General features: G+C 60.3%; 20 protein-coding genes. 11 read left to right on the top strand and 9 right to left on the bottom strand.

Annotated elements, in window-relative coordinates; genetic code table 11:
* Positions 1–114 precede the first annotated feature (114 nt).
* Positions 115–906, bottom strand: a complete 792-nt coding sequence (locus tag ACB042_RS08075; protein ID WP_371178210.1) for an NAD(P)H-quinone oxidoreductase — start codon at positions 904–906, stop codon at positions 115–117.
* A gap of 135 nt (positions 907–1041) precedes the next feature.
* Between ACB042_RS08075 and ACB042_RS08070 the strand changes: the two genes are divergently transcribed.
* The 3 genes from ACB042_RS08070 (at position 1042) to ACB042_RS08060 (ending at position 3642) form a co-directional block, all read left to right on the top strand.
* Positions 1042–1914 (top strand): LysR family transcriptional regulator, encoded by an 873-nt coding sequence (locus tag ACB042_RS08070; protein ID WP_043818947.1) that lies wholly within the window; start codon positions 1042–1044, stop codon positions 1912–1914.
* Between the two features lie 145 nt (positions 1915–2059).
* On the top strand, positions 2060–2923 hold the full coding sequence (gene hchA, locus ACB042_RS08065; RefSeq protein ID WP_058057895.1) for a glyoxalase III HchA: 864 nt from the start codon (positions 2060–2062) through the stop codon (positions 2921–2923).
* The gene (locus ACB042_RS08060; RefSeq protein ID WP_371178209.1) at positions 2920–3642 is read left to right on the top strand and encodes a PA1136 family autoinducer-binding transcriptional regulator; all 723 of its coding nucleotides are present in this window, start codon (positions 2920–2922) and stop codon (positions 3640–3642) included. The genes hchA and ACB042_RS08060 overlap by 4 nt, the downstream gene beginning before the upstream one ends.
* A 74-nt stretch (positions 3643–3716) precedes the next feature.
* Here ACB042_RS08060 and ACB042_RS08055 read toward each other — a convergent pair whose 3' ends face one another.
* On the bottom strand, positions 3717–4982 hold the full coding sequence (locus tag ACB042_RS08055) for a RidA family protein (RefSeq protein WP_371178208.1): 1266 nt from the start codon (positions 4980–4982) through the stop codon (positions 3717–3719).
* 1209 nt (positions 4983–6191) lie between these two features.
* On the opposite strand from ACB042_RS08055, the gene ACB042_RS08050 reads away from it, so the two are divergent.
* A complete protein-coding gene (locus tag ACB042_RS08050) occupies positions 6192–7001 on the top strand; it encodes a hypothetical protein (protein ID WP_371178207.1) in 810 nt (269 codons plus the stop codon).
* Between the two features lie 22 nt (positions 7002–7023).
* On the opposite strand, the gene ACB042_RS08045 is transcribed toward ACB042_RS08050, so the two are convergent.
* Together ACB042_RS08045 and ACB042_RS08040 are read right to left on the bottom strand one after the other, a co-directional pair.
* Positions 7024–8145 carry an anhydro-N-acetylmuramic acid kinase gene (locus tag ACB042_RS08045; protein ID WP_371178206.1) on the bottom strand — a complete coding sequence of 374 codons (1122 nt, stop codon included), beginning with the start codon at positions 8143–8145 and terminating at the stop codon, positions 7024–7026.
* Positions 8146–8457: 312 nt separating this feature from the next.
* Positions 8458–9783: a peptidoglycan DD-metalloendopeptidase family protein gene (locus ACB042_RS08040; RefSeq protein ID WP_139741831.1), complete on the bottom strand. Its 1326-nt coding sequence runs from the start codon at positions 9781–9783 to the stop codon at positions 8458–8460.
* Between the two features lie 109 nt (positions 9784–9892).
* Here ACB042_RS08040 and tyrS point away from each other — a divergent pair, with 109 nt between their 5' ends.
* On the top strand, positions 9893–11092 hold the full coding sequence (tyrS, locus tag ACB042_RS08035; RefSeq protein WP_042058620.1) for a tyrosine--tRNA ligase: 1200 nt from the start codon (positions 9893–9895) through the stop codon (positions 11090–11092).
* Between the two features lie 42 nt (positions 11093–11134).
* Here the strand turns inward: tyrS and ACB042_RS08030 are convergent, their stop codons facing one another.
* A complete protein-coding gene (locus tag ACB042_RS08030) occupies positions 11135–12070 on the bottom strand; it encodes a LysR family transcriptional regulator (RefSeq protein WP_047435676.1) in 936 nt (311 codons plus the stop codon).
* A gap of 108 nt (positions 12071–12178) precedes the next feature.
* On the opposite strand from ACB042_RS08030, the gene budA reads away from it, so the two are divergent.
* Positions 12179–12973, top strand: a complete 795-nt coding sequence (gene budA, locus ACB042_RS08025) for an acetolactate decarboxylase (RefSeq protein ID WP_005338506.1) — start codon at positions 12179–12181, stop codon at positions 12971–12973.
* Between the two features lie 18 nt (positions 12974–12991).
* Positions 12992–14662 carry an acetolactate synthase AlsS gene (gene alsS / locus ACB042_RS08020; RefSeq protein ID WP_005338504.1) on the top strand — a complete coding sequence of 557 codons (1671 nt, stop codon included), beginning with the start codon at positions 12992–12994 and terminating at the stop codon, positions 14660–14662.
* Positions 14663–14776: 114 nt separating this feature from the next.
* Here alsS and ACB042_RS08015 read toward each other — a convergent pair whose 3' ends face one another.
* Together ACB042_RS08015 and ACB042_RS08010 are read right to left on the bottom strand one after the other, a co-directional pair.
* Positions 14777–16189 carry an MATE family efflux transporter gene (locus ACB042_RS08015; RefSeq protein ID WP_139464143.1) on the bottom strand — a complete coding sequence of 471 codons (1413 nt, stop codon included), beginning with the start codon at positions 16187–16189 and terminating at the stop codon, positions 14777–14779.
* A gap of 73 nt (positions 16190–16262) precedes the next feature.
* Positions 16263–17201 carry a LysR family transcriptional regulator gene (locus ACB042_RS08010; RefSeq protein ID WP_064338523.1) on the bottom strand — a complete coding sequence of 313 codons (939 nt, stop codon included), beginning with the start codon at positions 17199–17201 and terminating at the stop codon, positions 16263–16265.
* A gap of 498 nt (positions 17202–17699) precedes the next feature.
* Here ACB042_RS08010 and ACB042_RS08005 point away from each other — a divergent pair, with 498 nt between their 5' ends.
* Positions 17700–18992: an HAAAP family serine/threonine permease gene (locus ACB042_RS08005; RefSeq protein ID WP_005338498.1), complete on the top strand. Its 1293-nt coding sequence runs from the start codon at positions 17700–17702 to the stop codon at positions 18990–18992.
* A gap of 91 nt (positions 18993–19083) precedes the next feature.
* Here the strand turns inward: ACB042_RS08005 and ACB042_RS08000 are convergent, their stop codons facing one another.
* Positions 19084–19803, bottom strand: a complete 720-nt coding sequence (locus tag ACB042_RS08000; protein WP_088869933.1) for an ABC transporter substrate-binding protein — start codon at positions 19801–19803, stop codon at positions 19084–19086.
* Positions 19804–19894: 91 nt separating this feature from the next.
* Positions 19895–20911, bottom strand: a complete 1017-nt coding sequence (locus tag ACB042_RS07995) for an MBL fold metallo-hydrolase (RefSeq protein ID WP_201932654.1) — start codon at positions 20909–20911, stop codon at positions 19895–19897.
* Between the two features lie 155 nt (positions 20912–21066).
* On the opposite strand from ACB042_RS07995, the gene ACB042_RS07990 reads away from it, so the two are divergent.
* The 3 genes from ACB042_RS07990 to cadC all read left to right on the top strand — a co-directional run bounded on the left by ACB042_RS07990 (position 21067) and on the right by cadC (position 25288).
* Entirely contained in the window at positions 21067–21966 is a 900-nt protein-coding gene (locus ACB042_RS07990) for a LysR family transcriptional regulator (protein ID WP_371178205.1), read from the top strand.
* A 101-nt stretch (positions 21967–22067) separates the two neighbouring features.
* Positions 22068–23348 (top strand): L-methionine/branched-chain amino acid transporter, encoded by a 1281-nt coding sequence (yjeH, locus tag ACB042_RS07985; protein WP_371178204.1) that lies wholly within the window; start codon positions 22068–22070, stop codon positions 23346–23348.
* Positions 23349–23740: 392 nt separating this feature from the next.
* Positions 23741–25288 carry a lysine decarboxylation/transport transcriptional activator CadC gene (cadC, locus tag ACB042_RS07980; RefSeq protein WP_043818924.1) on the top strand — a complete coding sequence of 516 codons (1548 nt, stop codon included), beginning with the start codon at positions 23741–23743 and terminating at the stop codon, positions 25286–25288.
* The last annotated feature ends 716 nt before the right edge of the window (positions 25289–26004 follow it).

Here is a 26004-nt window from a genome sequence, read left to right as displayed (position 1 = left end):
GCTCCTTGTAACGAGGTGATATGAGGTTCCCCGAGTGGGATGAGCACCAAGATAGTGGAGATTACTGATGAATAAACGCAGTATTATCCCTCACCTGTAATGCAAAAATGCATTTCAACCGGGAGTCGTGATGAACTGGGATGATGCGAAAATTTTTCTGGCGTTGCATCGGGAGGGGAGCCTGAGGGGCGCCGCCCGTGTGGTCGGGGTCGAATACTCCCCGCCAATGATATCGAGAATGATGTCGGCGCCATGGCCATCGGTGGCTGCATGCACGGCCTCGACAAAATCCTCCTCCTTGTAGAGTACGGCCACATCCGCGCCCAGCTTGATGCTGGCGGCCTGCTGCTCGGGTGAGCCGACCGTGGTGATGATTTTGGCGGCGCCAAATGCCTTGGCCAGCATGGTGGCGGTCGTGCCGATGCCGGAGGCGCCGCCATGGATCAAGATAATGTCCCCTTTTTTGAACTGACCCCGTTCAAACATATTTGACCAGACCGTCATAAAGGTTTCCGGCAGTGCCGCGGCTTCGACAAAGCTCAATCCGGGCGGCAGGGGCAGGACATTGCTCTGGTGGGCGACGCTGTATTCGGCATAGCCGCCACCCGAAATCAGCGCGGCGACCTTGTCGCCAACCTTGAGATGCTCCACCTGCTCCCCCTTGGCGACCACGACCCCGGCGACCTCCAGCCCGGGAATATCCGATGCCCCTGCCGGAGGCGGGTAGAGCCCTTTGCGCTGCATCACATCCGGCCCATTGATGCCGGTCGCATAGTGCCGGATCAAAACCTCATCGGGCTTGGGCGTTGGTGTGGCGCGGGTGGTCAGTTGCAAGACATCGGGGCCACCTGGTTGGGTAATTTCTACCGCGCTCATGGTGGCGGGAATGGAATAGGCGTTATGCATCAGCGGCTCCTTGTAACGAGGTGATATGAGGTTCCCCGAGTGGGATGAGCACCAAGATAGTGGAGATTACTGATGAATAAACGCAGTATTATCCCTCACCTGTAATGCAAAAATGCATTTCAACCGGGAGTCGTGATGAACTGGGATGATGCGAAAATTTTTCTGGCGTTGCATCGGGAGGGGAGCCTGAGGGGCGCCGCCCGTGTGGTCGGGGTCGATCAGGCCACCATTGGCAGGCGGATTGCCGCACTGGAGCATCGTCTGGCGGCCACGCTGTTTCTCCGCACATCCAAAGGGTATGTGCTGACTCATGTCGGAGAGATAGTGCTGGCCAGCGCCCAGCAGATGGAGCTGGCGGCCATTGATTTTGTGCGGGCGGCGCAAGGGGTCGATAACCGCCTGGTTGGGGAGGTCAGCGTGGCGACCACAGACACCCTGGGGATGGATTTTTTGATACCTGCTCTGACCGAGCTGCATCAGCGTTATCCAGATATCAGGGTCATCCTCAATACCTCGACCCAGGTGGTCAATCTGTCCCTGCGGGAAGCGGATATCGCGATCCGGACGGTGAAGCCGGACAATCCCGACCTGATTATTCGCAAGCTGGCCTCCTGGCCGGTCGGGTTGTATGCCTCCGCCGACTATCTGGCTCGCCATGGCATTCCCGAAGCGGGCACCGGTTTTGCGGGCCATTCGCTGGTGGTGTATGAGCCCCATTGGCAGAGCGCTCGCTCGCCAATGATGCTCGAAGAGGCGGCCGAGGGGGCCACGGTCGCTGCGGGAGTCAATACCAGCCTGATGCTGCGTCAGGCCCTGTTGATGGGGCTGGGGCTTGGCGAGGTAGCGGTTCCGCTCGCAGAGCAAGCCGGGTTGGTGCGGGTCTGGCCCGAGCGGCAGTTACAGCAATCCTACGATGTGTGGTTGGTGACCCATCAGGATGTGCAGCATGCCGCGCGGGTCAGGGCGGTCATGGATGCCATCGTCAGGGCATTTGTCGCGATGGCCTAAGTCTGGCGGGGATTCTGTTCAGGTTTTGTCGCAGCGTGGTCACACCTCTTGCCATAGTCATGGCGGTTGAGGGAAAACCCTCATTTACTTGGTCTCTGACAGTCAATACTGTGAGACCGAGTCCACCACTACTGGAGCCTGACCCATGACCGATATGCTTGTTGACGATAAACAACCGACCCCGGATCCGGCAGAGCAGAATGCCTTCTTCCCATCGCCCTACTCCCTGAGCCAGTTCACCTCGCGCAAATCTGACCTTGCCGGGGCTGACTATCCCGCTCCCTATCGGGAGGGGCGCTGGAAGATCCTGCTGATCGGGGCCGATGAGCGCTATCTGCCCACCGACAACGGCACCCTGTTTTCCACCGGCAACCATCCGGTCGAAACCCTGCTGCCCATGTATCACCTCGACAAGGCGGGCTTTGCCTTTGATGTGGCCACCCTCTCCGGCAATCCGGTCAAGTTCGAGTGGTGGGCCATGCCCGGCGAAGATGAAGAGGTGCTGGGGCTCTATGCCAAATATCAGGCGCAGTTCCGCCAACCGGCCAAGCTGGCCGATCTGCTGAAAGAGGCGCTGGCCGCCGACTCGGACTATATCGGCGTCTTTATTCCCGGCGGCCACGGCGCCCTGATGGGGTTGCCGCAGAGTGCCGAGGTGAAAGCGCTGCTGGAGTGGGCGATGGCCAACGATCGCTTCATCATCTCCCTCTGTCACGGGCCTGCTGCGTTGCTGGCGGTGGCCAATCCAGAGACCTTCGCGGGCTACAAGATCTGCGCCTTCCCCGACGAGCTGGATGCCCAGACCCCGGCAATTGGCTATATGCCGGGCCACCTCACCTGGAAGTTTGGCGAGAAGCTTAAAGAGATTGGCTTTGAGATCGTCAACAACGGCATCTCGGGAGAGGTGTGCCGAGATCGCAATCTGCTGACCGGTGACAGCCCGCTGGCGGGCAATAACCTCGGCAAGCTGGCCGCTACCACCTTGCTGGAGGCGGTTGCCAAGCGATGAGGTTGTCGTCATCGCCAGCGAATGCGCTGCAGGTCGCGGTGGCGCTGGAAGGGTGCCAGCGGCTGGAGGAGATCCAGCAACTGGTGCGCACCTTTGCCGCTCCGCTGGGGTATCACCGCTTTGCGCTCTTCTCCATCAGCGCCAGCGAGGAGGGGGTGGTCGAGCACCTCTACTGGCTGGAGGGGGAGTGGCTGGAGAGCGGCGAGGCGGTCGACCTGCATACCTATATGCGCGAGTGCCCGATGGCGATGCATATCAGGGAGCGAGACCAGCCCTTCTTCTGGAGCAAAAAGGTTGGCGCCGTTGGCGAGCAGTACCGTATCGTTCGCCAGCCTGAGGGGCCGGGCCGACATGGCTTGCAGGTACCCGTCTATGGGCCGCTGGGGCTGGAAGGGGCGATGAGCTTTGGTGGCGATCAGATCGATGCCAGTGCCCACACTCGGGTTGGCCTTGCGCTGATCGCGGCGGCGGCTTTTCATGCAGCTCGTCGCCTGATGGAGATGCCGGTAGCGGGTCACGAGCGTGGCCTCACTGGGCGCGAGCGCGAAGTGCTGGAGTGGGTCTCCCGGGGTTGGCGCCATGCCGATATCGCCACCACCCTGAAGCTTTCGGTGCGCACGGTCGAGAACCATCTGCGCAGTGCCCGCCGTCGACTCGGTGTGGCCACCACGGCAGAGGCGGTCAGAGTGGCGATCAGGAACCGCGATATCGAGGGTTGAGGGGTCATCCCTTTGTCAGGCATGTAAAAAGAGACCGGCCATCAGCCGGTCTCATTTTTTATTGAGCGTAACCCTTACGCCTGTGGCGCGGTACTTTCGGCATTGGACATCACAGCATCAATTTGCACCAGGGCACCGGCGGGCAGTTCGCTTACCCCGAATACGGTGCGGGTAGGCAGATAACCCGGGAAATATTTGGTGTAGACGGCGTTGACCGCATCCAGATCCGCGATATTGGCGAGCTGGATATTGACCTTGACGATATCGTCCATCACATGGCCGATGCTCTCCACAATCGCCTTGATATTGCTCAGGCACTGGGCGGTCTGCTCCTTGATGCAGCCAGCCAGGATCTTGCCGGTGGCGGGGTCAATCGGCAGTTGGGCAGAGAGATGGTTGTAGTGGGAGAAGGCGACGGTCTGGCAATGGAGCTGGCTGCGCGGTGCCTTGTCGGTATTGCGGGCACGGATCACCAGATTGTGACGATCTTCCACCAGTTGCGGCGGGGTGCCGTCACCGTGGGAGATGACCGCATCCATCTGCACCCGTGCCCCCATGGGCAGAGCGGCGGCACTGACTACAGAGCGGGCAGGCAGATAGGCGATGGCGCGAGCGATGGCGGAGTCGGGGAAGAAGGTGGTGTAGACCTCGTTGACGGCTTCCAGATCGGCCAGATCGGTCAGATAGACGGTGACCTTGACGATATCGTCAAACGGCACGTCGATGCTCTCCAGCACCGCCTTGATATTGCGCAGGCACTGGCCCGCCTGTTCCTTGATGCCACCGGCAACCAGTTGGCCAGAGGCCGCATCGACCGGCAGCTGGGCGCCGATATTGTTGTAGTGGGAGAAGGCCACGGTATGGGTGGAGAGCGGGTTGTGCGGCGCCTTGTCGCTATTGCGGGCGAGTTTAACCAGCGGGCAAGGATCTTGCGGGAAGGTACCTTCGCCGTTGGAGATGATGGCATCGATCTGCACCAGCGCGCCCAGCGGCAGCGCGGCGACGGCGAGGGTGGTGCGGGTCGGCAGATAGCCCGGGAAGAATTCGCGATAGACGGCGTTGACCGCCTCCAGATCCGAAATGTCTTTGAGGAAGATGGTGGCTTTGACCATATCGTCCATCACATGGCCGATGCTCTCGATGATCGCCTTGAGGTTGCTCAGGCACTGTCTGGCCTGCGCAGTGACATCGCCACTCACCATCTTGCCGGTGGCGGGATCGACCGGCAGCTGGGCCGAGATATTGTTGTAATGAGAAAACGCCACCGTTTGGGTGCTGGGGCCCAGATCCTGGGGGGCATGGGGGGTATTTCTTGCCGACTTGATGATGGTGCCACTCATAGATATGCCTCTTTTTAATATTTGTTGTTCATTCAGGTACAGGTTTACCCCATCTTGTTGTACGCCACGGCCACTGCGCCAGCGGCGGCATCCCCGGTTATTATTTGTGATCCACTCAATTACTGAGAGGAATAAGGGAGAAGAGGACAGGGTAGATATTTCAGACGCTGCGATTCTATGAGTGGCTATCAGGGGTTGCAAACCGCTGATTGCATTTCTATGAGATGGCTCAATGGGTGCAAATTTAATCATATTGCTATTCAATTCACCCGAAATTGCAGCCAATTCGTGCGCAAATGGTGCCGAACCGGCGGACAGCCTTGCCCTGACTGGGTTTGCTCTTTCCCTCTTCGGGATATTGGCATGTGAATAAAGGGTTAATATTATGCGCCGATGTGCAAATAATGCATATTATGGTGCATGGATATCTGTTTTCAGCTCTTTTAAGGGGCTATGAAAATTCCCGTGAATATGCATATCCACCTTATTAAAGATACCTCTGGAATATAATTCACAGCTTTTGCATTCCTCTCTGTTAATGATTATTCCAGCATACTCGATGACGCCTTGCTGGCAGCCTGGATCTGTTATTAACGCCATAAAATTCTATGCCATGAATTTGCACGGCGGATCTGCTCCTGCTCACAGGAGTGGGGGCGCTCGATAAGAGATGGCGATGGATGAAATGTGGCGCTGGATGAGGAAGGGGAGGTGGTGGCAATTCGCTTATCTTCACGCCGGTTGCATCCCCCGATGGGTGGGGTTGCCCCGCGTCATCGCTTTTTCCACTTTTTGCGGCTTTGTCTGATCTCCCTCTTATCTGTGGCTGGTTGTGGTGATTGGGATGGTTTTCAGGGCTTGGGAACAGCTCAGGTGATTTCGCAGGAATAAAGTTCAATATGCTGTTTTTAAAGGGAAATTCGTCAAAAAATGGATTTATCGACCGCTTTTTATGGTTTCTTGATGAAACTGTTAATTAGTGGTGTGATTGCGAGTCAGGTCGCTTTTTTCAATCGCTATTAATCGTATGATTAATAAGGTAATCAAGGAGCCCTGACGGAGAGCATCGATGCACCGGCAGGCCATTGCCCAGGATTGGCAAGCGAGATCGCGTCGCGATCATCATTACCTGACTGTGGAGGTTTTATGCTGGGTTTCGTTCTGGGCGATATGTATTGTCAAACATCTGGGCAGCGGTTACCTCCTCGCTTGGGAAAGAGCTTTCCCATTCCTGCCGATTACCGACTGCGCGGCCGGGTATCCGCCGCCATCATGACCATCGAGAGCCTGCTCGATACCCCTTATCCGCAAAAGCAGTTTCGTGATCTGGTCTTTGGCGCCTTTATCGAGCGCCAGCGTCGGCTGTTTGGCGAACATGTGATTGTGGCCCGCATGGAAGGGGAGGAGGGGCTGGAACTGTCGATTGACCTCTCGTTTGTCAGCACCGCCGTACCTGTGGGCCTGCTGGCTATCTCTGAAGAGCTGGCCCTCGCTACGGCGCCGCGTCCCAAGAAGAGCCATCCCCACTACGAGGTGCTGTGCAAGGCGATCGACTGCATGGTGATGCTGATGTTTTATGGCAAGGTGATCCGCCAGCGGAATACGGTGTTGGAAAATATCGGCCATCAGTTTGGTTATCAGCCCGCGGCGACCCTGACGGTGCGCGTTGGCAAGGGTGGGGAGGATGATTACGACGCCTTCATGGTCAATATCATGACCTGTATTGCTCACTCCAATTCGCTCAAGGAGGCGCTGGAGAACGCCAGCCGGATGGGAATTCAGGAGCCCGCTTTCTTCTGCATCGTCGGGGCGATTGCCAGCACCCTGTGGGGCGTGCCCAGACAGTGGGCGTATCAAGCCTCACAGCTGATCCATCGCTCCCACCACCACTACATCCAGAATCTGCTTCGCTGTGAAACCCGTGCCGGGCGGCGCCATATCAATCTGGAGCCGCCAAAGCCCCCGCTGTTTGCACCGATCCGGCAACAGGTTGTGCGTCTGTTCAAGGGGGCACACTGATCCGCAGCCCCCTCGTCATCACTCAGGCGGGATAAAGCGCACCCAGCACAGCCGGACGGCTGGCACCGGTGACGGCGGGCAGGTTACCCGGCTTGTGGTGGACAAAGCACATGGCCAGCCAGGCAAAGGCAGCGCCTTCCACCCAGTCGGGGGCAAGGCCCAGCTCGGCAGTGCTGGCGATGCGCCATGCAGGCAGCAGGCTGGCCAGCTCCTTCAGCAAGGGGGCGTTATGGGCACCGCCGCCGCAGACAAACAGCTCGGCTTTCGGTTGGCTGGTACCGACTGATTCGGGCCGGGCGGGCAGTTGGCGGGCGATGCTGTGGCTGGTGAGCGCCTGCAGGGTGCGCTGCACATCCACGGGGGCGTATGAAGTCCCTGCCAGCTCCCCATCGAGCCAATCGAGGGTAAACATCTCACGTCCGGTGCTCTTGGGATGGGGTGCGGCGAAGTAGGGGTGAGCCAGCAGCTTCTCCAGCAGGGCCGGGATTGGCTTGCCACTGGCGGCCCATTTGCCACCGGCGTCATAGCTGCCGCCGTGGGGCTGATGGCGGCGATACCAGCCATCGAGCAGGGTGTTGGCCGGGCCGGTATCAAAACCATATACCCCGCCCGGATTGCCCGGCAGCACCGAGATATTGGCGATGCCGCCGAGGTTCAGTACCACTCGCAGGGCGCCGGGTTTGGCAAACAGCGCCTGATGGAAGGCGGGCACCAGCGGCGCCCCCTGACCGCCGAGGGCCATATCCATGGTGCGAAAATCGGCGATAACGTCGATGCCGGTCAAGGCGGCCAGCAGGGCGGCGTTGCCGATCTGCAGGGTAAACCCGAGCTGGGGGCGATGGCGGATCGTCTGGCCGTGGCTGCCGATGGCGCGAATATCTTTGGGCTCGAGCTTCGCCTTGGCCAGCAGCGCGTGGGTGGCGGCGGCAAACACTCGAGCCACCAGATTATCGGCCACCCCCATGCGGTCGATTTCGTTGTCGCCCGGGGTGCAGAGTTCGTGCAGTTCGCGGGCGGTCTCTTCCGGCCAGGGGTGACAAAGCGCCGCTTCGACCCGCAGTTCATCCCCGGCGATCATCACCAGCACGGCATCAATGCCGTCCATGCTGGTTCCCGACATCAGACCGATATAGCGTTCAGCCATATGTCTCCTTACATTGCTGCTTGAAAATGCGGTGTGCAGAGAGGGTGAAGAGGGGAACGGCTTTCATCCCATGCCACATGGCGTGGTCTTTGACATCAGACCGATATAACGCTCAACCATGTTGCATCCTCAATGCGGACCGGAAAAAGAGTGAGAGAGACAGGATAGATAAGCCCTTGCTTCCGTGCCACATGCCGCTCCCGGTGTTCCATCTCATCTTATGTCCGAAAGTGGACTCATTTCAATCTGGTTGCCTGGCGCGAGCTCAATAAAAGGGGCTGGCAGGGCCTTCACCCTGCCAGCCCTGATGGCTTAGTTGCCGCGACTATCCCGCTTGTTCTGGGCCAGCTGCAGCTCGGGGTTGTCGAGCTTGGCCAGTTGCGGCATCGCCAGCTTTTTGAAGTTGGCCAGCTCGCGTCCGCTCAGGGTCTCTGCCTGCGGCAGGGTGAGGGTGCGCGGGTTCTTGTGAATGCCGCCCACCACGAATTCGTAGTGCAGGTGCGGGCCGGTGACGCGGCCGGTGCCACCCAGAGTGCCGATGGTCTGCCCCTGCTTCACCCGCTGCCCCTTGTTGACGGTGCGCTTGGAGAGGTGCAGGTACTTGGTCACATAGTTGCCGGCATGCTTGATAAAGACGTAGTTGCCGTTGAACTGGTTGTAACCGGCGGCCACCACGCTGCCGGAGCCCGCCGCCATGATGGGGGTGCCCACCGGCGCCACATAGTCGATGCCGTTATGGGGGCGGATCTTGCCGGTCACCGGATGGAGGCGGCGCGGGTTGAAGTTGGAGCTGATGTATTTGAAGTTAACCGGCGCGCGCAGGAAGCTCTTGCGCATCGCTTTGCCTTCCGGAGTGTAGTAGTTGCCATCCTCATTGAGCACGGCGCGGTAGGCAGTGCCCTGGTTGACGAACTCCGCCGCCAGAATATCGCCAGAGGCGACCCGTTCGTCGTCGCGGAACTTGTCTTCATAGACCACCCGGAAGCTGTCTCCCGGTTGCAAGTCCTGGGCAAAGTCGATGTCCCAGCCGAAGATGGCGGCCAAGTCCATGATCTGATCTTCGGTCATCCCAGCATCCACCGCGGCGCCCCAGAAGCTGGAGCGGATCTCCCCTTTGCTCACCTGTTCGCGGGTGTCGAGGGCGATCTTGACGTTGCGGGCAACAAAGGTCTCCTCCTTGCGGCTCACCTTGAGCGCCTGCTCCAGACTGTGGGGGTAATAAAGGCTGTGCAGCTCGCCGTTCTCGGTGAGCTTGAAGGTGAGTTCCTGCCCCGGTTGCAGCATCCGCAGGGGATCGCTGCCCTCGAGCTGATCGATCAGGTGCAGATCCGTGGTGCTCAGGCCAATGCGCTGGAAGATGACTCCCATGTTGTCGCCACGGCGCACCTTCACCTGCTTGGTGATATAGCGCGGCTTGGGCGGGGTGACAGACGGGGCGGCCTCGGCCGGCAGCTCGTCGTTTAGCGCGTTGTCGTTGGCCGGTTCCCGCAGGGCAATTTCGTTGCCGTTTTCATCGACCCGTGTTGCTACTGCCTGTTCGCTTGGCCAGGCAGCCAGCATCATGATCATGATGCTCAAGATCAGCACCATCTTGCGGTGCCAGTGGGGGAGTGCGTTGAAGGCGTGCCAAATAACCATGAGAAGCAGATGAAGTCGGGCAGAATGGACGGATTTTACAGCCTTTCCAATTGGCCCGCCATTCCAGTAATATGTTTGGCCCTGTGGAATCGTGATGGAGAGTCAAAAAATGTCCCAGCTCGAGGTGGCGCTAGCCGAGATCAAGCGCGGAGCGGAAGAAATTCTGGTTGAAGAAGAACTTGTCGCCAAGTTGAAGGAAGGGCGCCCGCTGCGCATCAAGTTGGGCATGGACCCGACCGCCCCCGACATTCACCTGGGTCATACCGTGATCCTCAACAAGCTGAAGACCTTCCAGGATCTGGGCCATGAAGTGATCCTGCTGATCGGTGACTTCACTGCCATGGTGGGTGACCCCTCCGGCAAGAACGCCACCCGTCCGCCGCTCTCCGAAGAGGCTATCAAGCATAACGCCCTCACCTATGCCGAGCAGGCGTTCAAGATCCTCGACCCCGCCAAGACCCGCATCGAGTACAACTCGACCTGGCTGAGCGAGCTGGGTGCGACCGGCATGATCAAGCTGGCGGCCAAGCAGACCGTGGCCCGCATGATGGAGCGTGACGACTTCAAAAAGCGCTACACCGGCGGCCAATCCATCGCGATTCACGAATTCCTCTATCCGCTGCTGCAAGGCTATGACTCGGTCGCGCTGAAGGCGGACGTTGAGCTCGGCGGTACCGACCAGAAGTTCAACCTGCTGATGGGCCGCGAGCTGCAAAAAGATGCCGGTATGGCGACCCAGTGTGTGCTGATGATGCCGCTGCTGGTGGGTCTGGATGGCGTCAAGAAGATGTCCAAGTCCGCAGGCAACTACATCGGCGTCCACGACGCTCCGGGCGAGATGTTCGGCAAGATCATGTCCATCACCGACGATCTGATGTGGAACTACTACGAGCTGCTCTCCTTCCGTCCGCTGGCTGAAATTGAAGGGTTCAAGGCGGGCATCGCTGCCGGTACCCTCAACCCGCGTGATGTGAAGATCTGGCTGGCCAAAGAGATCATCGCCCGTTATCACGACGAAGCGGCCGCCGAAGCGGCTCACGAAGATTTCACCCAGCGCTTCTCCAAGAACGCCATTCCGGACGAGATGCCGGAAATCGAGCTGGCTCTGGAAGGCGAAGGTCTGGCCATTGCCAACCTGCTGAAAGAGGCCGATCTGGTGGCCACCACCTCCGAAGCGCTGCGGATGATCAAGCAGGGCGCGGTCAAGGTGGATGGCGAGAAGCTGGAAGATGGCAAGGCACTCATCGGTGCCGGTACCGCCGTCTATCAGGTCGGCAAGCGCAAGTTTGCCCGCGTGACTGTCAAATAAGCAGTACCGTCAAATAAGCCGTCGCATCAGGCAAGCTGGTCATCAGGCCGGTTCAAGCTTGTTCAACAGGGCCTCCTTCGGGAGGCCTTGTCGTATCTGGGCGGCACGGATCTGGGCGATAAAGTGCCGCAGCACGGCACTGCTTGGGTGTGGCCGTGTCGCCAGACTGATACTGGTCATCATGCCGTTGCCCTCAATGGGGTGATAACTGACCCCGAGCGGGCGCAGCGCCGCCACCGAGCTGGGCACCAGGGTCACGCCAAAGCCCGCCTGTACCATGCCGACGGTGGAGATCACCTGCGGGCATTCGGGCCCCAATATCGGCTCGAAGCCAGCCTCCCGACAGAGGCCCACGATGCCGTCATAGAGCCCGGGCCCGATGGCGTGGGGAAACAGAATAAAACTCTCGTCCTTCAGGCAGGCCAGTGGCAAGGGGCCCGGCTTGGCTTTGGGGTGGCTGGTGGGCAGGGCGATCAGCAGCGGCTCCTGCTCGATAAGGTGATGGGCAAAGCCCTCGCTACCGCGGCAGGGGAGCCGCAAGATGGCGGCGTCCAGCCGATCGTTGCGCAGCGCCTCCACCAGTGCCGGCATGGTGCCCTCCTGCGGGCTGAGGGCTACCTCGGGGTAGCGCTCCCGATAGTCGTGCAGCAGGGTCAGCACCGCGGGGTGGAGCACGGTGGAACCGGCAAAGCCGATCCGCAGTGCCCCCTGCTCGCCCCGGGCAATCCGCTTTACCTTCAGTTTTGCCGCATCGGCCAGCGCCAGGATCTGCGCCGCATCCCGATAGAGGCTCTCGCCCGCCTCGGTCAGCTCGACACTGCGGGTCAAACGGCGCAGCAGCGGGGTGCCCAGGGTCTCTTCCAGTTTGCGGATCTGCTGGCTCAGCGGCGGCTGGGCCATGTTGAGTGATTCGGCTGCGCGGGTGAAATTCTGCTTTTCAACAACGGCCATGAAGTAGCGGAGCGTACGAAGTTCCATATCGATTGAGTCTCAAAGTCATGGGATCAGCGTATTGGTGTTGAAATGTGAACCAAGTCACCATTGGATCCGAACGCTAACAGGATTCACGGTGGAGGTGAAACCCGAATGGAACATATTGCAACATCTGACAGTGCCGGGTGCAGCTGTGCCCTCGAAGTGAGCCAGCAGTTTTCCCGCTGGCGCAGGCAGCATGACGGTGGCGAGATCTACCAGAGTTCCCTGATGAGCGCCCTGCTGGCGGGGGTCTACGAAGGGGAGACCACCATGAGCGAGCTGCTGCGCCACGGCGATTTTGGCCTCGGCACCTTCAACCACCTCGATGGCGAGCTAATCGCCTTCGAGCGGCAGATCCACCAGTTGCGCTCCGATGGCTCGGCCCGTCCCGCCCGCGCCGATCAGAAGACCCCCTTTGCGGTGATGACCCATTTTCGCCCCTGTCTGGAGCGTCGCTTCGACCATCCCCTCAGCCGTGACGAGATCCACCAGTGGGTGGATCGGCTGGTGGGCTCCGACAACGTCTTCGTCGCCCTGCGCCTCGACGGCCAGTTTGAAACGGCCAAGGTCCGTACCGTGCCGCGTCAGGAGCCCCCCTATCGCCCCATGCTGGAAGCCATCGAACAGCAACCGCTGTTCCGCTTTGCCGCGGTGGCGGGAACTCTGGTGGGTTTTCGCTGCCCGCCGTTCGTGCAGGGGGTTAATGTAGCGGGCTTTCACGAGCACATGATCACCGCCGATCGCAAGGGGGGTGGCCATCTGCTCGACTACACCATGGCCCACGGCACCCTGCGACTTTCAGTGGTGCGTCACCTCAATCTGGCCCTGCCATCGGACCCCGCTTTCCGGCAGGCCGACCTCAACCCTGCCGATCTCGATCGCGCCATTCAGGCCGCCGAAGGCTGATAGACAAGGAGCAATATCATGGAAAACAGACAGTGGAAGTGCGGTGCCGAGCTGGTGGTTCGTCATTTGGAGGCGCAAGGGGTCAAGCAGGTGTTCGGGATCCCGGGTGCCAAGATTGACCGGGTGTTCGATGCGCTGGAGGACTCCCCCATCGAGACCATAGTGGTGCGCCACGAGGCGAACGCCGCCTTTATGGCGGCTGCCGTGGGGCGTCTCACCGGCAAGGCGGGGGTGGCGCTGGTCACCTCGGGCCCCGGCTGCTCCAACCTTATTACCGGGTTGGCGACTGCCACCTCGGAAGGGGACCCCATGGTGGCGCTGGGCGGTGCGGTGCGCCGTGCCGATGGCCTCAAGCTCACCCACCAGAGCATGGATACGGTAAACCTCTGCCGTCCGGTCACCAAGTTCAGCGCTCAGGTCAACAGCGGGGCGGCGATCTCGGAAGTGATGGCCAACGCTTTTCGCGCCGCCGAGCTGGGACGGCCGGGGGCGGCGTTTGTCAGCCTGCCGATGGATATCATCAACAAGCCGGTGCAGGGCAATGTGCTGGTGCCCCGTGAAGTGCCGGAGCCGGGCTGCGCCGACGAACAGAATATGGAGCAGGCATTGACCCTGCTGCGCAACGCCCAGAATCCGGTGGTGCTGCTCGGCCTGATGGCGAGCCGGCCGGAGAATGCCGAAGCGGTACGCGCCTTCCTCGACAAGGCGCGGCTGCCGGTGACAGGTACCTATCAGGCCGCCGGGGTGGTGGACAGCTGCCACTTCGATGACTTTGCCGGACGGGTGGGGCTCTTTAACAACCAGCCGGGGGATCAGCTGCTGGCGGGGGCCGATCTGGTGATCTGTATCGGCTACAGCCCCATCGAGTACGACCCCGTGCTGTGGAATGGCGACCGGGAGCGGCGCATCCTCCATATCGACGTGCTGCCTGCCGATATCGACAGCAGCTACTGCCCGACCGCCGAGCTGGTGGGGTCGATCCGCGCCAACCTGTTGCAGCTGACCCGCATCATGGGCAATCCGAAAATCCGTCCCCCCGAGGTGGATCGGCTGCTGCAAGGGGTTCGCCAGCAGCGACTGCGACTGGCGATGCGGGCCGACGATCTGCACGGCAATCCGGTTCACCCCTTGCGTATCGTGCGCGAGCTGCAGGATCTGGTGCGCGACGACATGACCCTCTGCGTCGACATGGGCAGCTTCCATATCTGGATTGCCCGCTACCTCTACAGCTTCCGCGCCCGTCAGGTGCTGATCTCCAATGGTCAGCAGACCATGGGGGTGGCACTGCCGTGGGCCATCGGTGCGGCGCTGGTGCGGCCGGGGGAGAAGGTGATCTCGGTATCGGGGGATGGCAGCTTCATGCAGTCGAGCATGGAGCTGGAGACGGCGGTGCGGCTCAAGAGCAATATCGTTCACATCATCTGGGTCGATAACGGCTACAACATGGTCGCGATGCAGGAGCAGCAGAAGTATTGCCGCACCTCAGGCGTCTCTTTTGGTCCCATCGACTTCAAACGCTATGCCGAATCGTTCGGGGCGGCCGGGTTTGCGGTGCGCTCGGCCGACGAGCTGCGTGCCACCCTGCGGGCCGCGCTGGCGGTGGAGGGGCCTGCGGTGGTGGCGATCCCGGTGGATTACTCCGACAACCCGGGGCTGATGGCCCAGCTCAGGCCAGAAGTATTGGCATAGTGTGGGCAGCGGTGCTGGCCTGAATCCTCGTGTAAGGGCAGGCAGACCCGCCCATATAGCAAAAACCGGCATCAATGGATGCCGGTTTTTTATTGTTTTGCGGGATGGGTGGCCTTAACGGGCCAGCTGGACGGCGGCGCGTGCGCGGGCCGGTTGTGGGCGCTGTTTGGCTTTTGGCGCGCAGGCCATCTTCAGGCGCAGCCACTCGCGCCACAGCAGCCAGCAGAGCGGCAGGGTGAGCAGCAGCACGGTGGCGGGCTGGGCCATCAGCACCCCATCACGCCCCCACAGTTGCGGCAGCAGGAAGATGAGCGGCAGCAGCAACACGGTTTTGGCGATGGAGATGACCAGCGCCTGACGGGTACGTGCCATGGATTGCAGCAGCACGATGCCGAACATGATGATCCCCTCCAGCGGAATGGCGCCGAGGTTGAGGGTCAGGCTGCTGATGGCGGCGGCCAGCAGTTCGGGATCCTTGTCGCCGGTATAGAGCATGGCGACCTGTCCCGGCAGCAGTTGGATGGTGAGCCACACCAGCATGCCGTAGATAAAAGTGAACTTGAGCCCCATCTCCATCAGGTACTTGAGGTTGCGATGGCGCTTGGCCCCCGCCGCCTTGCTGATGAGCGGCTGAATGCCGAAGGCGAGCCCCTGCAGAATGACGATGAAGACCGCCTCGGTGTAACCGGCCACGGTAAAACCCGCCAGATCCTTCACATTGCCATACACCATCAGCTGGCTGTTGTGCAGCATCAGCAGCAGGCCGAGGTTGAACTGGGCAATCAGGCTCGGCAGACCGGTAAAGAGCAGGTGCGGCATGGCGGGGAGGTTGGGTACCAGATCCCGCCAGCTGAGGCGAAGCCGCGCCCAGGGGGTAAAGAAGTAGCCAAGACCGATCAGGCTCACCGCACCCTCTGCCATCAGGGTGGCTTGCGCAGTACCGATCAGTCCCAGCCCCAACCGACCCACCATGATGTAGTTGAGGATGATATTGAGCACGGCGCCGCTGCTCACCAGCACCATGGCCAGTTTCGGGCGGCCATCGTTGCGCAGCAGATAGGGAACCGCCAGATTGCTGGCCAGCAGCAGGGTACCGCCGCCAATCCAGGTGAGGTAGTCACTCGCCTGTTTCCAGGTCTCGGTGCCCTGTTCAATCCCCAGCCCCAGCAGGATATCGGTGTGGGTGTAATAGAGCAGCACCGGCGCAACTACCCCAAGACCGGCCAGCAACCAGAGGGCGTTGACCAGCGCCTGACGGGCCAGCTTGTCGTTTTTCGCCCCTTGCTGGAAGGAGATGGCGGTGGCCGCCCCCATGCTGATCATGGCGGCCAGGCCGATCAGCACCATGATGACCGGATAGACCAGGTTGATCCCGGCGAGGCCAGCGGCGCCGACATAGTGGCCGACGAAGATGCCGTCGATGAGGTAGTAGGCCCCCGAGACCAGCATGGCAAGAATGGAGGGGAGGGCGTAAGCCCAGAAGCGACGGGTCATGGCCCGTTGCCGCAGTGTTAAATAGGCAGACATATCTGTTCTCTCGGGGAGTTCGATTATCGAACAGCTAGTCTAGATTAATACTTATTTGGTGATAATCAGGGTTTCACTTGATGAATTGCTGAGTATTACTCATTAATCCGGGGTTTTGGTAGTGCGCCTTGAGCATGTCGATCAGGATGCGCAGCCCGCTGCCCAGCTGATGCCGACTGGGATAGAAGAGATAGAAGCCGGCAAAGGTGGGGCACCAGGGCTCCAGCACGGTGAGCAGTTTCCCCTCCGCGACCTTCTGGCTCACCTCCTCTTCCAGACAGTAGGCGAGCCCCAGCCCCGCCTCGGCGGCGCCCAGATAGAGGGCCGGGGTGCTGGTGGTGAGCGGCCCGGTTACTTCGATCTCCAGCATGGTGCCGTCGGCGGCAAAGGCCCAGCGATAGTGATGGTGCGGAGTGAGGCGATAGCCGATGCAGGCGTGGCGGCTCAGCTCGCTCGGGTGCTCCGGCGTACCGTGCTCCGCCAGATAGGCCGGGGAGCCCACCACCAGATAACGTTGGGGCGGGCCGAGGGGGATGCCGATCATCTCCTTGGGCAGCAGATCGCCATAAAAGAGCGCGGCATCGTAACCATCTTCAATCAGCCGGGGCATCAGCTCCTGCTCCACTACCTCCACCTGCATCCGCGGATAGCGGGCCAGATAGTCGATGAGTACCGGTGCCAGCAGGCTGTCGATGGCGCCGCGGGGGGCGCAGAGTTTGAGTCGCCCCACCGGTTCATCGCTGTTGCGGGCCAGCTCGCAAAGCGCCTCTTCCAGGGTATTGAGGGTGGGGAGCAGCTGCTTGAGCAGCCGCTGGCCCGCTTCGGTCGGCACCACGGCGCGGGTGCTGCGGTTGAGCAGCCGCACCCCCAGACGGGCTTCCAGCCCCTTCAGGCTATGGCTGAGGGCGGAGGCGGAGACCCCGAGTTCGAGGGCGGCCTTGCTGAAACTGCGGTGACGGGCGACGGCGGCAAACACTGCCAGTTCGGCGAGATCGGTACGGGTAATGGTCATCATCAATCAACAAAAAGGCGTGAGTCACAAGGGTACGCCAAGGCCGTGCTGCACACAATCCGCGCTAAACGGGTGGCTTGTTGCAAATATGTAGCTGCTCGCAGGCCATTGATTCCAGTGAAACTAAGTTGAATTGTTAAAAAAAACTCACAATAAGGCGCTTTGAGTGTGATCTTGGTCGTCCGAAAGGCGACCAAAATCAAACTTTGGTTGATTAATTCAAAAAAACGCTGTGATTAATAAGGGCATTTAATTAAAGTCAGCCCATCAAGAGTGGCGCACGTTAATCGGTTGTTAAGTGAGACGGGCGCCGACCCTCAGGGTCAAAATCTCGCACTGTTGTTTGTTGCAATCCTGTTGTCACAAGGAGTGATGGCCAGGTTGCCGGGGGGCGAGAGGTTAATATCAAGGACGGACAGCAGGCGTTCCAGGGAGATGGAACCGGGCCAAGGCCCGACCAAACAAGAATCCCATTTTCCTAGATGACAGGAACAACGTATGTCTGACATGAATATTGCAGCTGATGGTCGTTTAGCCAGCAACACCTCCCGCGGCGTCAACAAGGCCGATGTGGTCTGGATGCTGGGTCTGTACGGTACCGCGATCGGTGCCGGTGTGCTCTTCCTGCCAATCAACGCCGGTGTAGGTGGCCTGTGGCCGCTGGTTGCCATGTTGATCCTGGCGCTGCCGCTGACTTTCTTTGCTCACCGTGGTCTGACCCGCTTCGTGCTGTCCGGCTCTACCCGTGATGGCGACATCACTGAAGTAGTAGAAGAGCACTTCGGCAAGACCGCAGGCAAATTCATCACCCTGCTCTACTTCTTTGCCATCTACCCGATCGTGCTGATGTATTCAGTCGCCATCACCAACACCGTCGAGAGCGTGATTGTTCACCAGCTGGGCATGTCTGCACCTCCCCGTGCCGTTCTGTCACTGGCCCTGATCCTCGGTCTGATGGCGGTTGTTCGTCTGGGCGGCCAGGTTATCGTCAAAGCGATGAGCGTGCTGGTATTCCCGTTCGTACTCACCCTGATGGGTCTGGCGTTCTACCTGATCCCGCACTGGAACGGTGCCATCATCACTGAAGCTCCGGCTCTGTCCGACGCCTTCAACGGTGACTTCATCAAGACCCTGTGGCTGGCTATCCCGGTAATGGTGTTCTCCTTCAACCACTCCCCGATCATCTCCTCCTTCGCGGTGGACAACAAAGGTCGTTACGGTGAAGGTGCCGAGAAGAAGTGCAGCAACATCCTGCTGGGCGCCCACGTCATGATGGTAATGACCGTTATGTTCTTCGTATTCAGCTGCGTACTGAGCCTCTCCCCGGCTGACCTGGCTGCTGCCAAAGAACAGAACATCTCCATCCTGTCCTACCTGGCCAACCACTTCGATAACCCGGTTATCGGTACTGTGGCTCCGCTGATCGCCATGGTTGCCATCAGCAAATCCTTCCTGGGTCACTACCTGGGTGCGCAAGAAGGCATGAACGGCCTGATGGCCAAGGCGCTGCGCGAGAAGGGCAAGAACGTTGACACCAAGCAACTGAACAAAGTCACTGCCGTGTTCATGATCCTGACCACCTGGGCCATCGCTACCATCAACCCGAGCATCCTCGGCATGATTGAAGACCTGGGCGGCCCGATCATCGCAATGCTGCTGTTCCTGATGCCGATGTACGCCATCACCAAGGTTCCGGCCATGCGCAAATACGCTGGCAACATCAGCAACGGCTTCGTGACCATCATCGGCCTGATCGCCATGTCCGGTATCATCTACAAGCTGATTGCCTGATAACGCCGGTTACCAAGTTGAATGAAGAAGCCGCCTCGCAAGAGGCGGCTTTTTTTATGGCTGTTTGGGGTGGTGAGCGGATGCGGTATCGCTACTTCATCAGCTTCTTCACCTCGTCGCTGGCCAGCGCCTTGTTGAATTTGTCCCGCGCCTCTTTCCCCTTGGCGGAGTTGGTAAAGCAGACGTGGAGGGACTTGTCCTCGAGGATCTTGCCGTTGAAGCCGAGGTTGGCGGCAACGTCCTTGAGTTGGGGATCGCTCTCCAGCAGATAGGTCATCACATTCTGGTCGATGACCGCCAGATCGAGTCGACCGTTGCCGAGCTTGAGCAGGTTCTGGCTGTCCGAGCTGGTGGCGTCGGCCGAGAGCGCCTTGCTGGCCACTTTTTCGTCAAACTCGGTGGTATTCACATAGCCGGTGACGACACCAATTTTCTTGCCCTTGAGGTCATCAAGGGTCTGCCAGGTGACCGGCTGATCGGCTCGCTGGGCAAAGCCGAGGGGGCCGTTACCTATGGGGTCGGAGAAGAGGCAACTGCTCTTGGGGTCGAGATACTCGGGGAAATAACCCAGTACCTCGGGGTTGTTGGTCGCCTCGTCCACTGCCCGTTGCCAGGGATAGAACTTGATAGTCAGCGGATCGCCAGCCAAGGCAAAGGCTGCGGTCACCACCTGACTGCTCTTGCCCTGTTCAGGGAGGCTGGCGCTGGTGTAAGGGGGCCATTCAAGGCTGGTCAACACCGCCGCCTGAGCGGCCGACATGCCGAACAAGGGAAGAGTGGCCAGGGCGAGGTGCTTCCATTTCAGGCTCATAGAGATAACTCCTTGTGGTCAAACACCCCTTAAAGATAGCCCCCGGTGTCGATTGCGGATGCCGGCCATGGCTGACCGGCATCGGTGCCATCTATTTGTTGTCGATATTCTCCGACTGCCAGAGGGCATAGCCCTTGCCGGAGGCCGTGGTGGGCAGATCAATCTGCATCAGGTCGTTGCCGATGACGAAGGGGCCGGTGTAGCGGGCACGCAGATCCTGCGCCAGATCTTTGACCCTGATCTTGCCGTTGAGGCCGATATGGCTGAACACCGTCAGGGCCGGTTTGGCTTCGTTCATTACCCGGGCCGCCTGCTCGGGGGAGGCGAGGTGACCGGCGATCGCCTTGTAGCCGGGGTTGGCCTTCATCTGTTCGGCAGAGGTCATGGAGACGCAGTGCACCAGCAGGTCGGCCCCTTTGGCCTGCTTCACCACTTCGGGGCTGTAGCGGGTATCGCCGGAGAGCACCACGCTGTGGCCGTGGTAGTCGATGCGATAGCCGAATGACGGCTTGATGTTGACCCCGTGGTCGTTGTCAAAGGCAGTCACCTTGACCCCGTCATGGTTGTAGACCACCCCGGCGGTGACCTCGTGGCTGTTGATCTCCACCCCGTCCAGCGGCGTTCCCTCATCCTTGACCCGGGTGGCGATGTCGGTGGCGTAGGCCTGCTGCAAGCCACGGGCGAGAGCTGTGGTGCCTTTGGGGCCGTAGAGTTCCATCGGCGCGTGGCGCTGGCCATAGGCCGGTTGCAGCCAGCCGGTCAGCCAGAGATCCGCCAGCCCGTTGGTGTGGTCCGAGTGAAAGTGGGTGAGGAAGAAGGCGTTGACCCGGCCGATGGGGATATGCAACTGCCACAGGCGAGTGGCGGAGTTGCGGCCAAAATCGAACACCAGCTTCTGGTTGCCCGCTTCGACCAGGGTGCTGTAACCGCCCCGGCTGATCTGGGGTACCGGAGTGCCGGTGCCGAGCAGGCTGACCCGAAAGATATCGGGCCGGGCTTGAGTTGCTGAGGCAGGGGCGTGGTTGCTGATAAAGCTGCTCTCGGCAGCCTGACTGGCGCCGCTGGCCAGCAGACCGACCAGTAATGCGGCCAGATAGGTACTTTTCATGGGAATTTATCCTGTGGGGAAGGGACGGCATCACTGTATTGGTAACTAAAAGTTGAATAAATTGGCTAAAATCCATTTCTTACTAAACTTTTGGTTTTGAATCAGGGCCCTGGTCGCGGGCCAAACGGCCTTGAAACGGGCAAAAAGGAGGGGTTGTGGACCGATTGACCAGCATGCGTATCTTCACCCGGGTGGTGGATCTCGGCTCCTACAGCGCGGTGGCGAGCGAAGAGGGGATCAGCGCCCAGATGGTGGGCAAGCATGTGCTGGGGCTGGAGCAGTGGCTGGGGGGCAAGCTGTTTCACAAGACCACCCGCCAGCAGACCCTCACCGAACTGGGCCAGCTGTTTTTGGCTCGCTGCCAGCGGGTACTGGAGGAGCTGGCACTGACCGAGTCGCTCACCCAGAACCTGCTGGCCGAGCCGGCCGGACGGCTGCGCATCGCCGCTCCCCTCAGCTTTGGCCACCACCGGCTGGTGCCGCTGCTGCCCGCTTTTCTCGACCGCTACCCCAAGCTGGATCTGGATCTGCAGCTCACCCCGCGCTGGGTCGATCTGGTGGAGGAGGGATTCGATGCCGCCATCCGCACCCTGCGCCCGCAGGATGAGGCACTTATTGCCCGTCCGCTGCTGACCCAGCACTACCGGCTCTGCGCGGCCCCCGACTACCTCAATCGCCACGGCGTACCCCGTCATCCGGCCGATCTAGTTCGCCACCAGTGTCTGCACGGCAACTGGGGGGTGCACGAGCGTTGGCAGTTTGTCGGGGAGGATGGCCAGAGCGAGGAGGTGCGGGTCGCCTCGCGCCTGCGCATCAACCACTGGCCAGCGCTGCTGACGGCGGCGCTCTCGGGGGCTGGCATCACCTTGCAGCCCGCCGGACAGGTGCGTGACCATATCGCTGCGGGGCGTCTGCTGCCGCTGCTTGGCAACTATCAGAGCCCGGCCAAGACCCTCTACTTCATCTATCCGGCGGCGCGGCGGCAGGTGCTCAAGATCACCCTGCTGGGGGATTTTCTGGCCGAATCCCTGCAAGCTGAGTCCGAGCCTGAATAACAGGCTGCATATTTTCGCCCCCACGCTTAACCATCGAGCTTAACAAAGGGGCGGGGCAGGCCTAACATGGCGGGATGTTTTTTTAGTCAGGACAAAAGGATATGTCTGGGTTGAAAAAGGATCTCGGGCTCTGGCAGGGGATGGGGCTGCTCGCCACCTCGCTGCTCGGCACCGGGATCTTCGTGGTACCGGCGACTGCCGCCTCGCTGGCGGGTGGGGCCTCGCTCTGGGCCTGGTTGCTGCTGATTGCGCTGGTGCTGCCCATCGCCTTTACCTTCGCCCGCCTCGGCCGCCGCTATCCCCATGCGGGCGGCGCCCCGCACCTGATTGGCCTCGCCTTTGGCAACGGCGCCGAGCGCTTCTCCGCCTTCCTCTTTCTGGCGGTGCTGCCGGTGGGGCTGCCTGCCGCCCTGATGATTGCCGCCGGCTTCTGGCATGCCCTGTTCGAGATGGGGGAGTGGACCCTCTGGGCCATCCAGCTGCTGACCCTGCTCGGGGTATTCCTGCTGGGGCTGCGCGGGGCGCGCTCCTCCGGCAATCTGCAACTGCTGATTGCGCTCGCCATTTTGGGGCTGACCCTGCTTATCTGGTTCAAGGGGGAGGTGAGCTGGCGCGATGCGGCCCGGCCGCTACCGAGCGCGGATGAGTGGCCCCCTATGGCCACTGCGCTGGCGGTGATGTTCTGGTGTTTCGTCGGGCTGGAAGCCTTCGCTCATATGGGGGAGGAGTTCAAGCGGCCGGAGCGGGACTACCCCATTGCCCTGCTCGGCGGGGTACTGCTGGCGGGGCTCATCTACTGGATACACTCGCTGGTGGTGCTCAAATATGGCCTCTACGGCGATGAGGCGAAAAACGCTACCGCCATCCCCTCCCTGCTGGCGCTGCTGTTCGGCCCCACCGCCAAGTGGCTGGTGGCGGTGCTCGGCTACCTCTCCTGCTTTGCCAGCATCAACATCTACATTCAGGGCTTTGCCCGGCTGATCTGGAGCATGGCGCGGGAAGGCAAGTTGCCCCCCTCGCTGGCCGTGCTCACCGCGCGCGGCGCGCCGCTGCGGGCGCTCGGTCTGGTGCTCGCCATCTGTCTGCTCTGCATCACCCTGATCATCTGGCTGCGACTGCCGCTCGATGAGCTGATCCGCTACGCCAACGGCAACTTCGTGCTGGTCTACCTGCTCTGCATGGCGGCGGGTTGGCGTTTGCTTGGCGGGGTGGGCAAGGGGCTGGCGGGGGTGAGTGTGCTGCTCTGTGCTCTGGTGCTGGTGGCGCTCGCCACTCAGGTGCTCTATGCGGTGGTGCTGAGTCTTGGCTACGGCTGCTTCTCGTTGTGGCGGCGTCATCTGCGCCGCAGTCGTCAGCAGGATGCGCTTCCGGTAGCGAAGTAACGTCTCCCCGATGGTCGAAGAAATGAGAAAGCCCTGATGTTCAGGGCTTTTTGATTCCGGCATATGGGATGTTCATATGAATACTAGTTGGCACGCTATTTGCCGAAAAGTGCGGTGTCGGATCAACTCAACGGCGATTTATAGCCAAAAAAAGTGGGATCCAGCTCCCGTTTTGCTTAAAGTGATCCCTTCCGATCGCGGTGGTCGGAATGCCTGCAAGGATGCCCTTTAGACGTAAACAGGATGGCCTGGCCAGACTGACTCTCAGAGATGTGATTGCTTCGGTTCTCTTTTTATCTGTCACCTCTGGTGATAGCGCCTTGTTCCGTTCAGTCAGCCCGGGTTTTGCGTCTCTCTCATCGTGCATTGTCACCATCTGCAGCGAGTGAATCATGAGCGAATCGGTTTTTGAGATCCACGACTGGACCCTGAGCGTTGACGACAACATGTTGTGTCGCCCCGACCGCGAGGTCTACCTCGAACCCAGACTGGTCAATCTGTTGCGGTTTCTGGCCCACAATGCCGGCACCGTGTTTGGCCGCGATGCCCTGATCAACGAGGTGTGGGATGGCGCCGAGGTGACCGATCAGGTGGTGACCCAGTCCATCTTCGAACTGCGCAAGATCCTCAAAGATGGTCGCACCGATGCGACCGACTATATCGTCACCGTGCCCAAGCGCGGCTACAAGCTGGTGGCACCGGTGCGGCCGCTGCAGGTGGTTTCAGTGGTGATGGCGGACGAGCAGCCCGCGGTCAATACCACTCTCTCAGACAACCCGACTCTCTCCGATCTGAGCCCGCCCGTGGCTGATCAGGATGATGATGCACAGCCCAATGTCGCCCCTTTTCCCGCCGGGCCCCTGACCCGCGCCATCTCCACCCATGCCAAGGATGCTCGCAGCCGCTGGAAGATGGTGAGTTTCGATATCTTCGTTGCCATCGTGCTGATCGCCATTGTCAGCATGCTCAGCTACCAGCACACCAGCCCCCAGGTGCATGCCATGCTGGATCCCAATCTGCTGGTGTTCCGCTTCCACTCCGGTATGGATGACAACAACGAGAACGTTCGCCTCGCCGATGGCATTACCCGCGCCCTGATGGGGGAGGTGGCGGTGGCTACGCCGCTGCGGGTGCAGTACGGCGCCACCACTCTGATGGGGGGCATCATGCCCGGCAAGGAGCTGAGTGTACGGGTCACCCGCCAGCCCCGCGGCACCTATCTCGATCTGGAGTATCGCAATATCAACACCAACCGGGTGCTGTTCAGCCATCAGTACCAGCTCAGTCGCCACAGTGTGCACGGCGTGTTGCAGGCGAGCAGCCAGGATCTGCTGCGCGCCCTCGACCAACCCGATGCCGAGCCGGGGATGGGGTGGCCCACCGATGATGCCTCCCTGATGGCGATGATGGAGGCGCAGTACTACATCAACAGCCGGGATCCGGTCGCCCTCAAGCGCGGCATCGATCTGCTGGAGCAGGCGCTGATTGCCCATCCGGATCAACCGCTGCTGTTGGCGGAGCGCTATCTGGCGGGCGAGGCGCTGGCCACCCTGGCGGGCAAATCCGAGAGCGAGCGGCTGCAGGGAATTGGCACTCATCTCGCCAGCGTGGTGCAAAACAGCGGCGCTCTCCCTGCTCGGGTGTGGGAGGCGTTGACCCTACAGGCGATCCTCAACGGCCAGCAACAGCAGGCCAACTATCTGCTGGAGAAGGCGGCGAGTCGCGGCCGCTCGGTGCTCTACTACATACTGCAGGGCAAGCTGGCGGAGCTGGACGGTCGTCCCGAGGCGGCGGGGGATGCCTACAGTCAGGCCTTTCTGATGGAGGCGACCGAGCAGACCTATCTGCTCTGCCAGCAGCTCGGTTTCTACAGCAATATGGAGAGCCTCACCCCAGCCCTGTTCAATGCGTTGGGTCAGAGCAAGGTGAAGCTCTTCTAGCGCCGCAGTGTTGGTTTTCCCCCGGTCGGCACGGTTGCCGACCTCATCCACAGGCTGCCTTCGGGCGGCCTGTGCTGTTTCTGCTTGTTTCAATCCTGCTTGTTTGCCACCGGGGATAGTCGCTCTGGTGAGTCATGATTTATCCCCCGCAGCTCCCCACTATCTACATCTGCCTTTGTCTTGCCCGCGTCATTCGCTGCACTCGCGTTTGTTCGGCTTCACGCCGCGCACGCAGCTTGTGACATCTGCTCATGGTTGGCGGCGGGATAAGCTGTCCGTCACGACTCATTTCTCATTGCTGACCTGTTATCGCCATTGAGTTTTATCTCTGAGCCTGGATTGTGATGAGCCGAGCGGAGGGCCGAACAGGATGTGACCGGCCACTCAGGGTGATGATCCGCAGGGCTTCCAAATGGCCGCAAGGGTGGGGGTTCAATAGGATCTGCTCTATCCCGGGTTTATCTGGCCAAAAATATCAAGACGACGAGATAAGGGGGTTATCAAGGGGCAAAAATTGGGCAGAAGGATATCAAGGTTTTATCAAGATGGCGGTGCACCATGATGCCAATCTACTGTTTTTGAATGGTTTTTATCAAAAATAATGAGGCGGCGAAAAAAGTTGCCTCATATTTTTATCCGTTAGCTGGTCTTTATGTTTTCCGGGGATGAGAGGCCTAGTCTGTGCCCATTCTTTGGCGGGGCGTTCCGCCAAATGT

It is taken from the genome of Aeromonas sp. S13(2024) (assembly GCF_041402405.1).
Taxonomy (GTDB): Bacteria; Pseudomonadota; Gammaproteobacteria; order Enterobacterales; family Aeromonadaceae; genus Aeromonas; species Aeromonas veronii.
This window is presented reverse-complemented; position numbering and strand designations above follow the sequence as displayed.

Excerpts from the sequence above, each read along its gene's own strand:
- ACB042_RS08075 (WP_371178210.1), bottom strand. The coding sequence starts at position 906 with ATGCATAACGCCTATTCCATTCCCGCCACCATGAGCGCGGTAGAAATT.
- ACB042_RS08070 (WP_043818947.1), top strand. The coding sequence starts at position 1,042 with ATGAACTGGGATGATGCGAAAATTTTTCTGGCGTTGCATCGGGAGGGG.
- hchA (WP_058057895.1), top strand. The coding sequence starts at position 2,060 with ATGACCGATATGCTTGTTGACGATAAACAACCGACCCCGGATCCGGCA.
- ACB042_RS08060 (WP_371178209.1), top strand. The coding sequence starts at position 2,920 with ATGAGGTTGTCGTCATCGCCAGCGAATGCGCTGCAGGTCGCGGTGGCG.
- ACB042_RS08055 (WP_371178208.1), bottom strand. The coding sequence starts at position 4,982 with ATGAGTGGCACCATCATCAAGTCGGCAAGAAATACCCCCCATGCCCCC.
- ACB042_RS08045 (WP_371178206.1), bottom strand. The coding sequence starts at position 8,145 with ATGGCTGAACGCTATATCGGTCTGATGTCGGGAACCAGCATGGACGGC.
- ACB042_RS08040 (WP_139741831.1), bottom strand. The coding sequence starts at position 9,783 with ATGGTTATTTGGCACGCCTTCAACGCACTCCCCCACTGGCACCGCAAG.
- tyrS (WP_042058620.1), top strand. The coding sequence starts at position 9,893 with ATGTCCCAGCTCGAGGTGGCGCTAGCCGAGATCAAGCGCGGAGCGGAA.
- ACB042_RS08030 (WP_047435676.1), bottom strand. The coding sequence starts at position 12,070 with ATGGAACTTCGTACGCTCCGCTACTTCATGGCCGTTGTTGAAAAGCAG.
- budA (WP_005338506.1), top strand. The coding sequence starts at position 12,179 with ATGGAACATATTGCAACATCTGACAGTGCCGGGTGCAGCTGTGCCCTC.
- alsS (WP_005338504.1), top strand. The coding sequence starts at position 12,992 with ATGGAAAACAGACAGTGGAAGTGCGGTGCCGAGCTGGTGGTTCGTCAT.
- ACB042_RS08015 (WP_139464143.1), bottom strand. The coding sequence starts at position 16,189 with ATGTCTGCCTATTTAACACTGCGGCAACGGGCCATGACCCGTCGCTTC.
- ACB042_RS08010 (WP_064338523.1), bottom strand. The coding sequence starts at position 17,201 with ATGACCATTACCCGTACCGATCTCGCCGAACTGGCAGTGTTTGCCGCC.
- ACB042_RS08005 (WP_005338498.1), top strand. The coding sequence starts at position 17,700 with ATGTCTGACATGAATATTGCAGCTGATGGTCGTTTAGCCAGCAACACC.
- ACB042_RS08000 (WP_088869933.1), bottom strand. The coding sequence starts at position 19,803 with ATGAGCCTGAAATGGAAGCACCTCGCCCTGGCCACTCTTCCCTTGTTC.
- ACB042_RS07995 (WP_201932654.1), bottom strand. The coding sequence starts at position 20,911 with ATGAAAAGTACCTATCTGGCCGCATTACTGGTCGGTCTGCTGGCCAGC.
- yjeH (WP_371178204.1), top strand. The coding sequence starts at position 22,068 with ATGTCTGGGTTGAAAAAGGATCTCGGGCTCTGGCAGGGGATGGGGCTG.
- cadC (WP_043818924.1), top strand. The coding sequence starts at position 23,741 with ATGAGCGAATCGGTTTTTGAGATCCACGACTGGACCCTGAGCGTTGAC.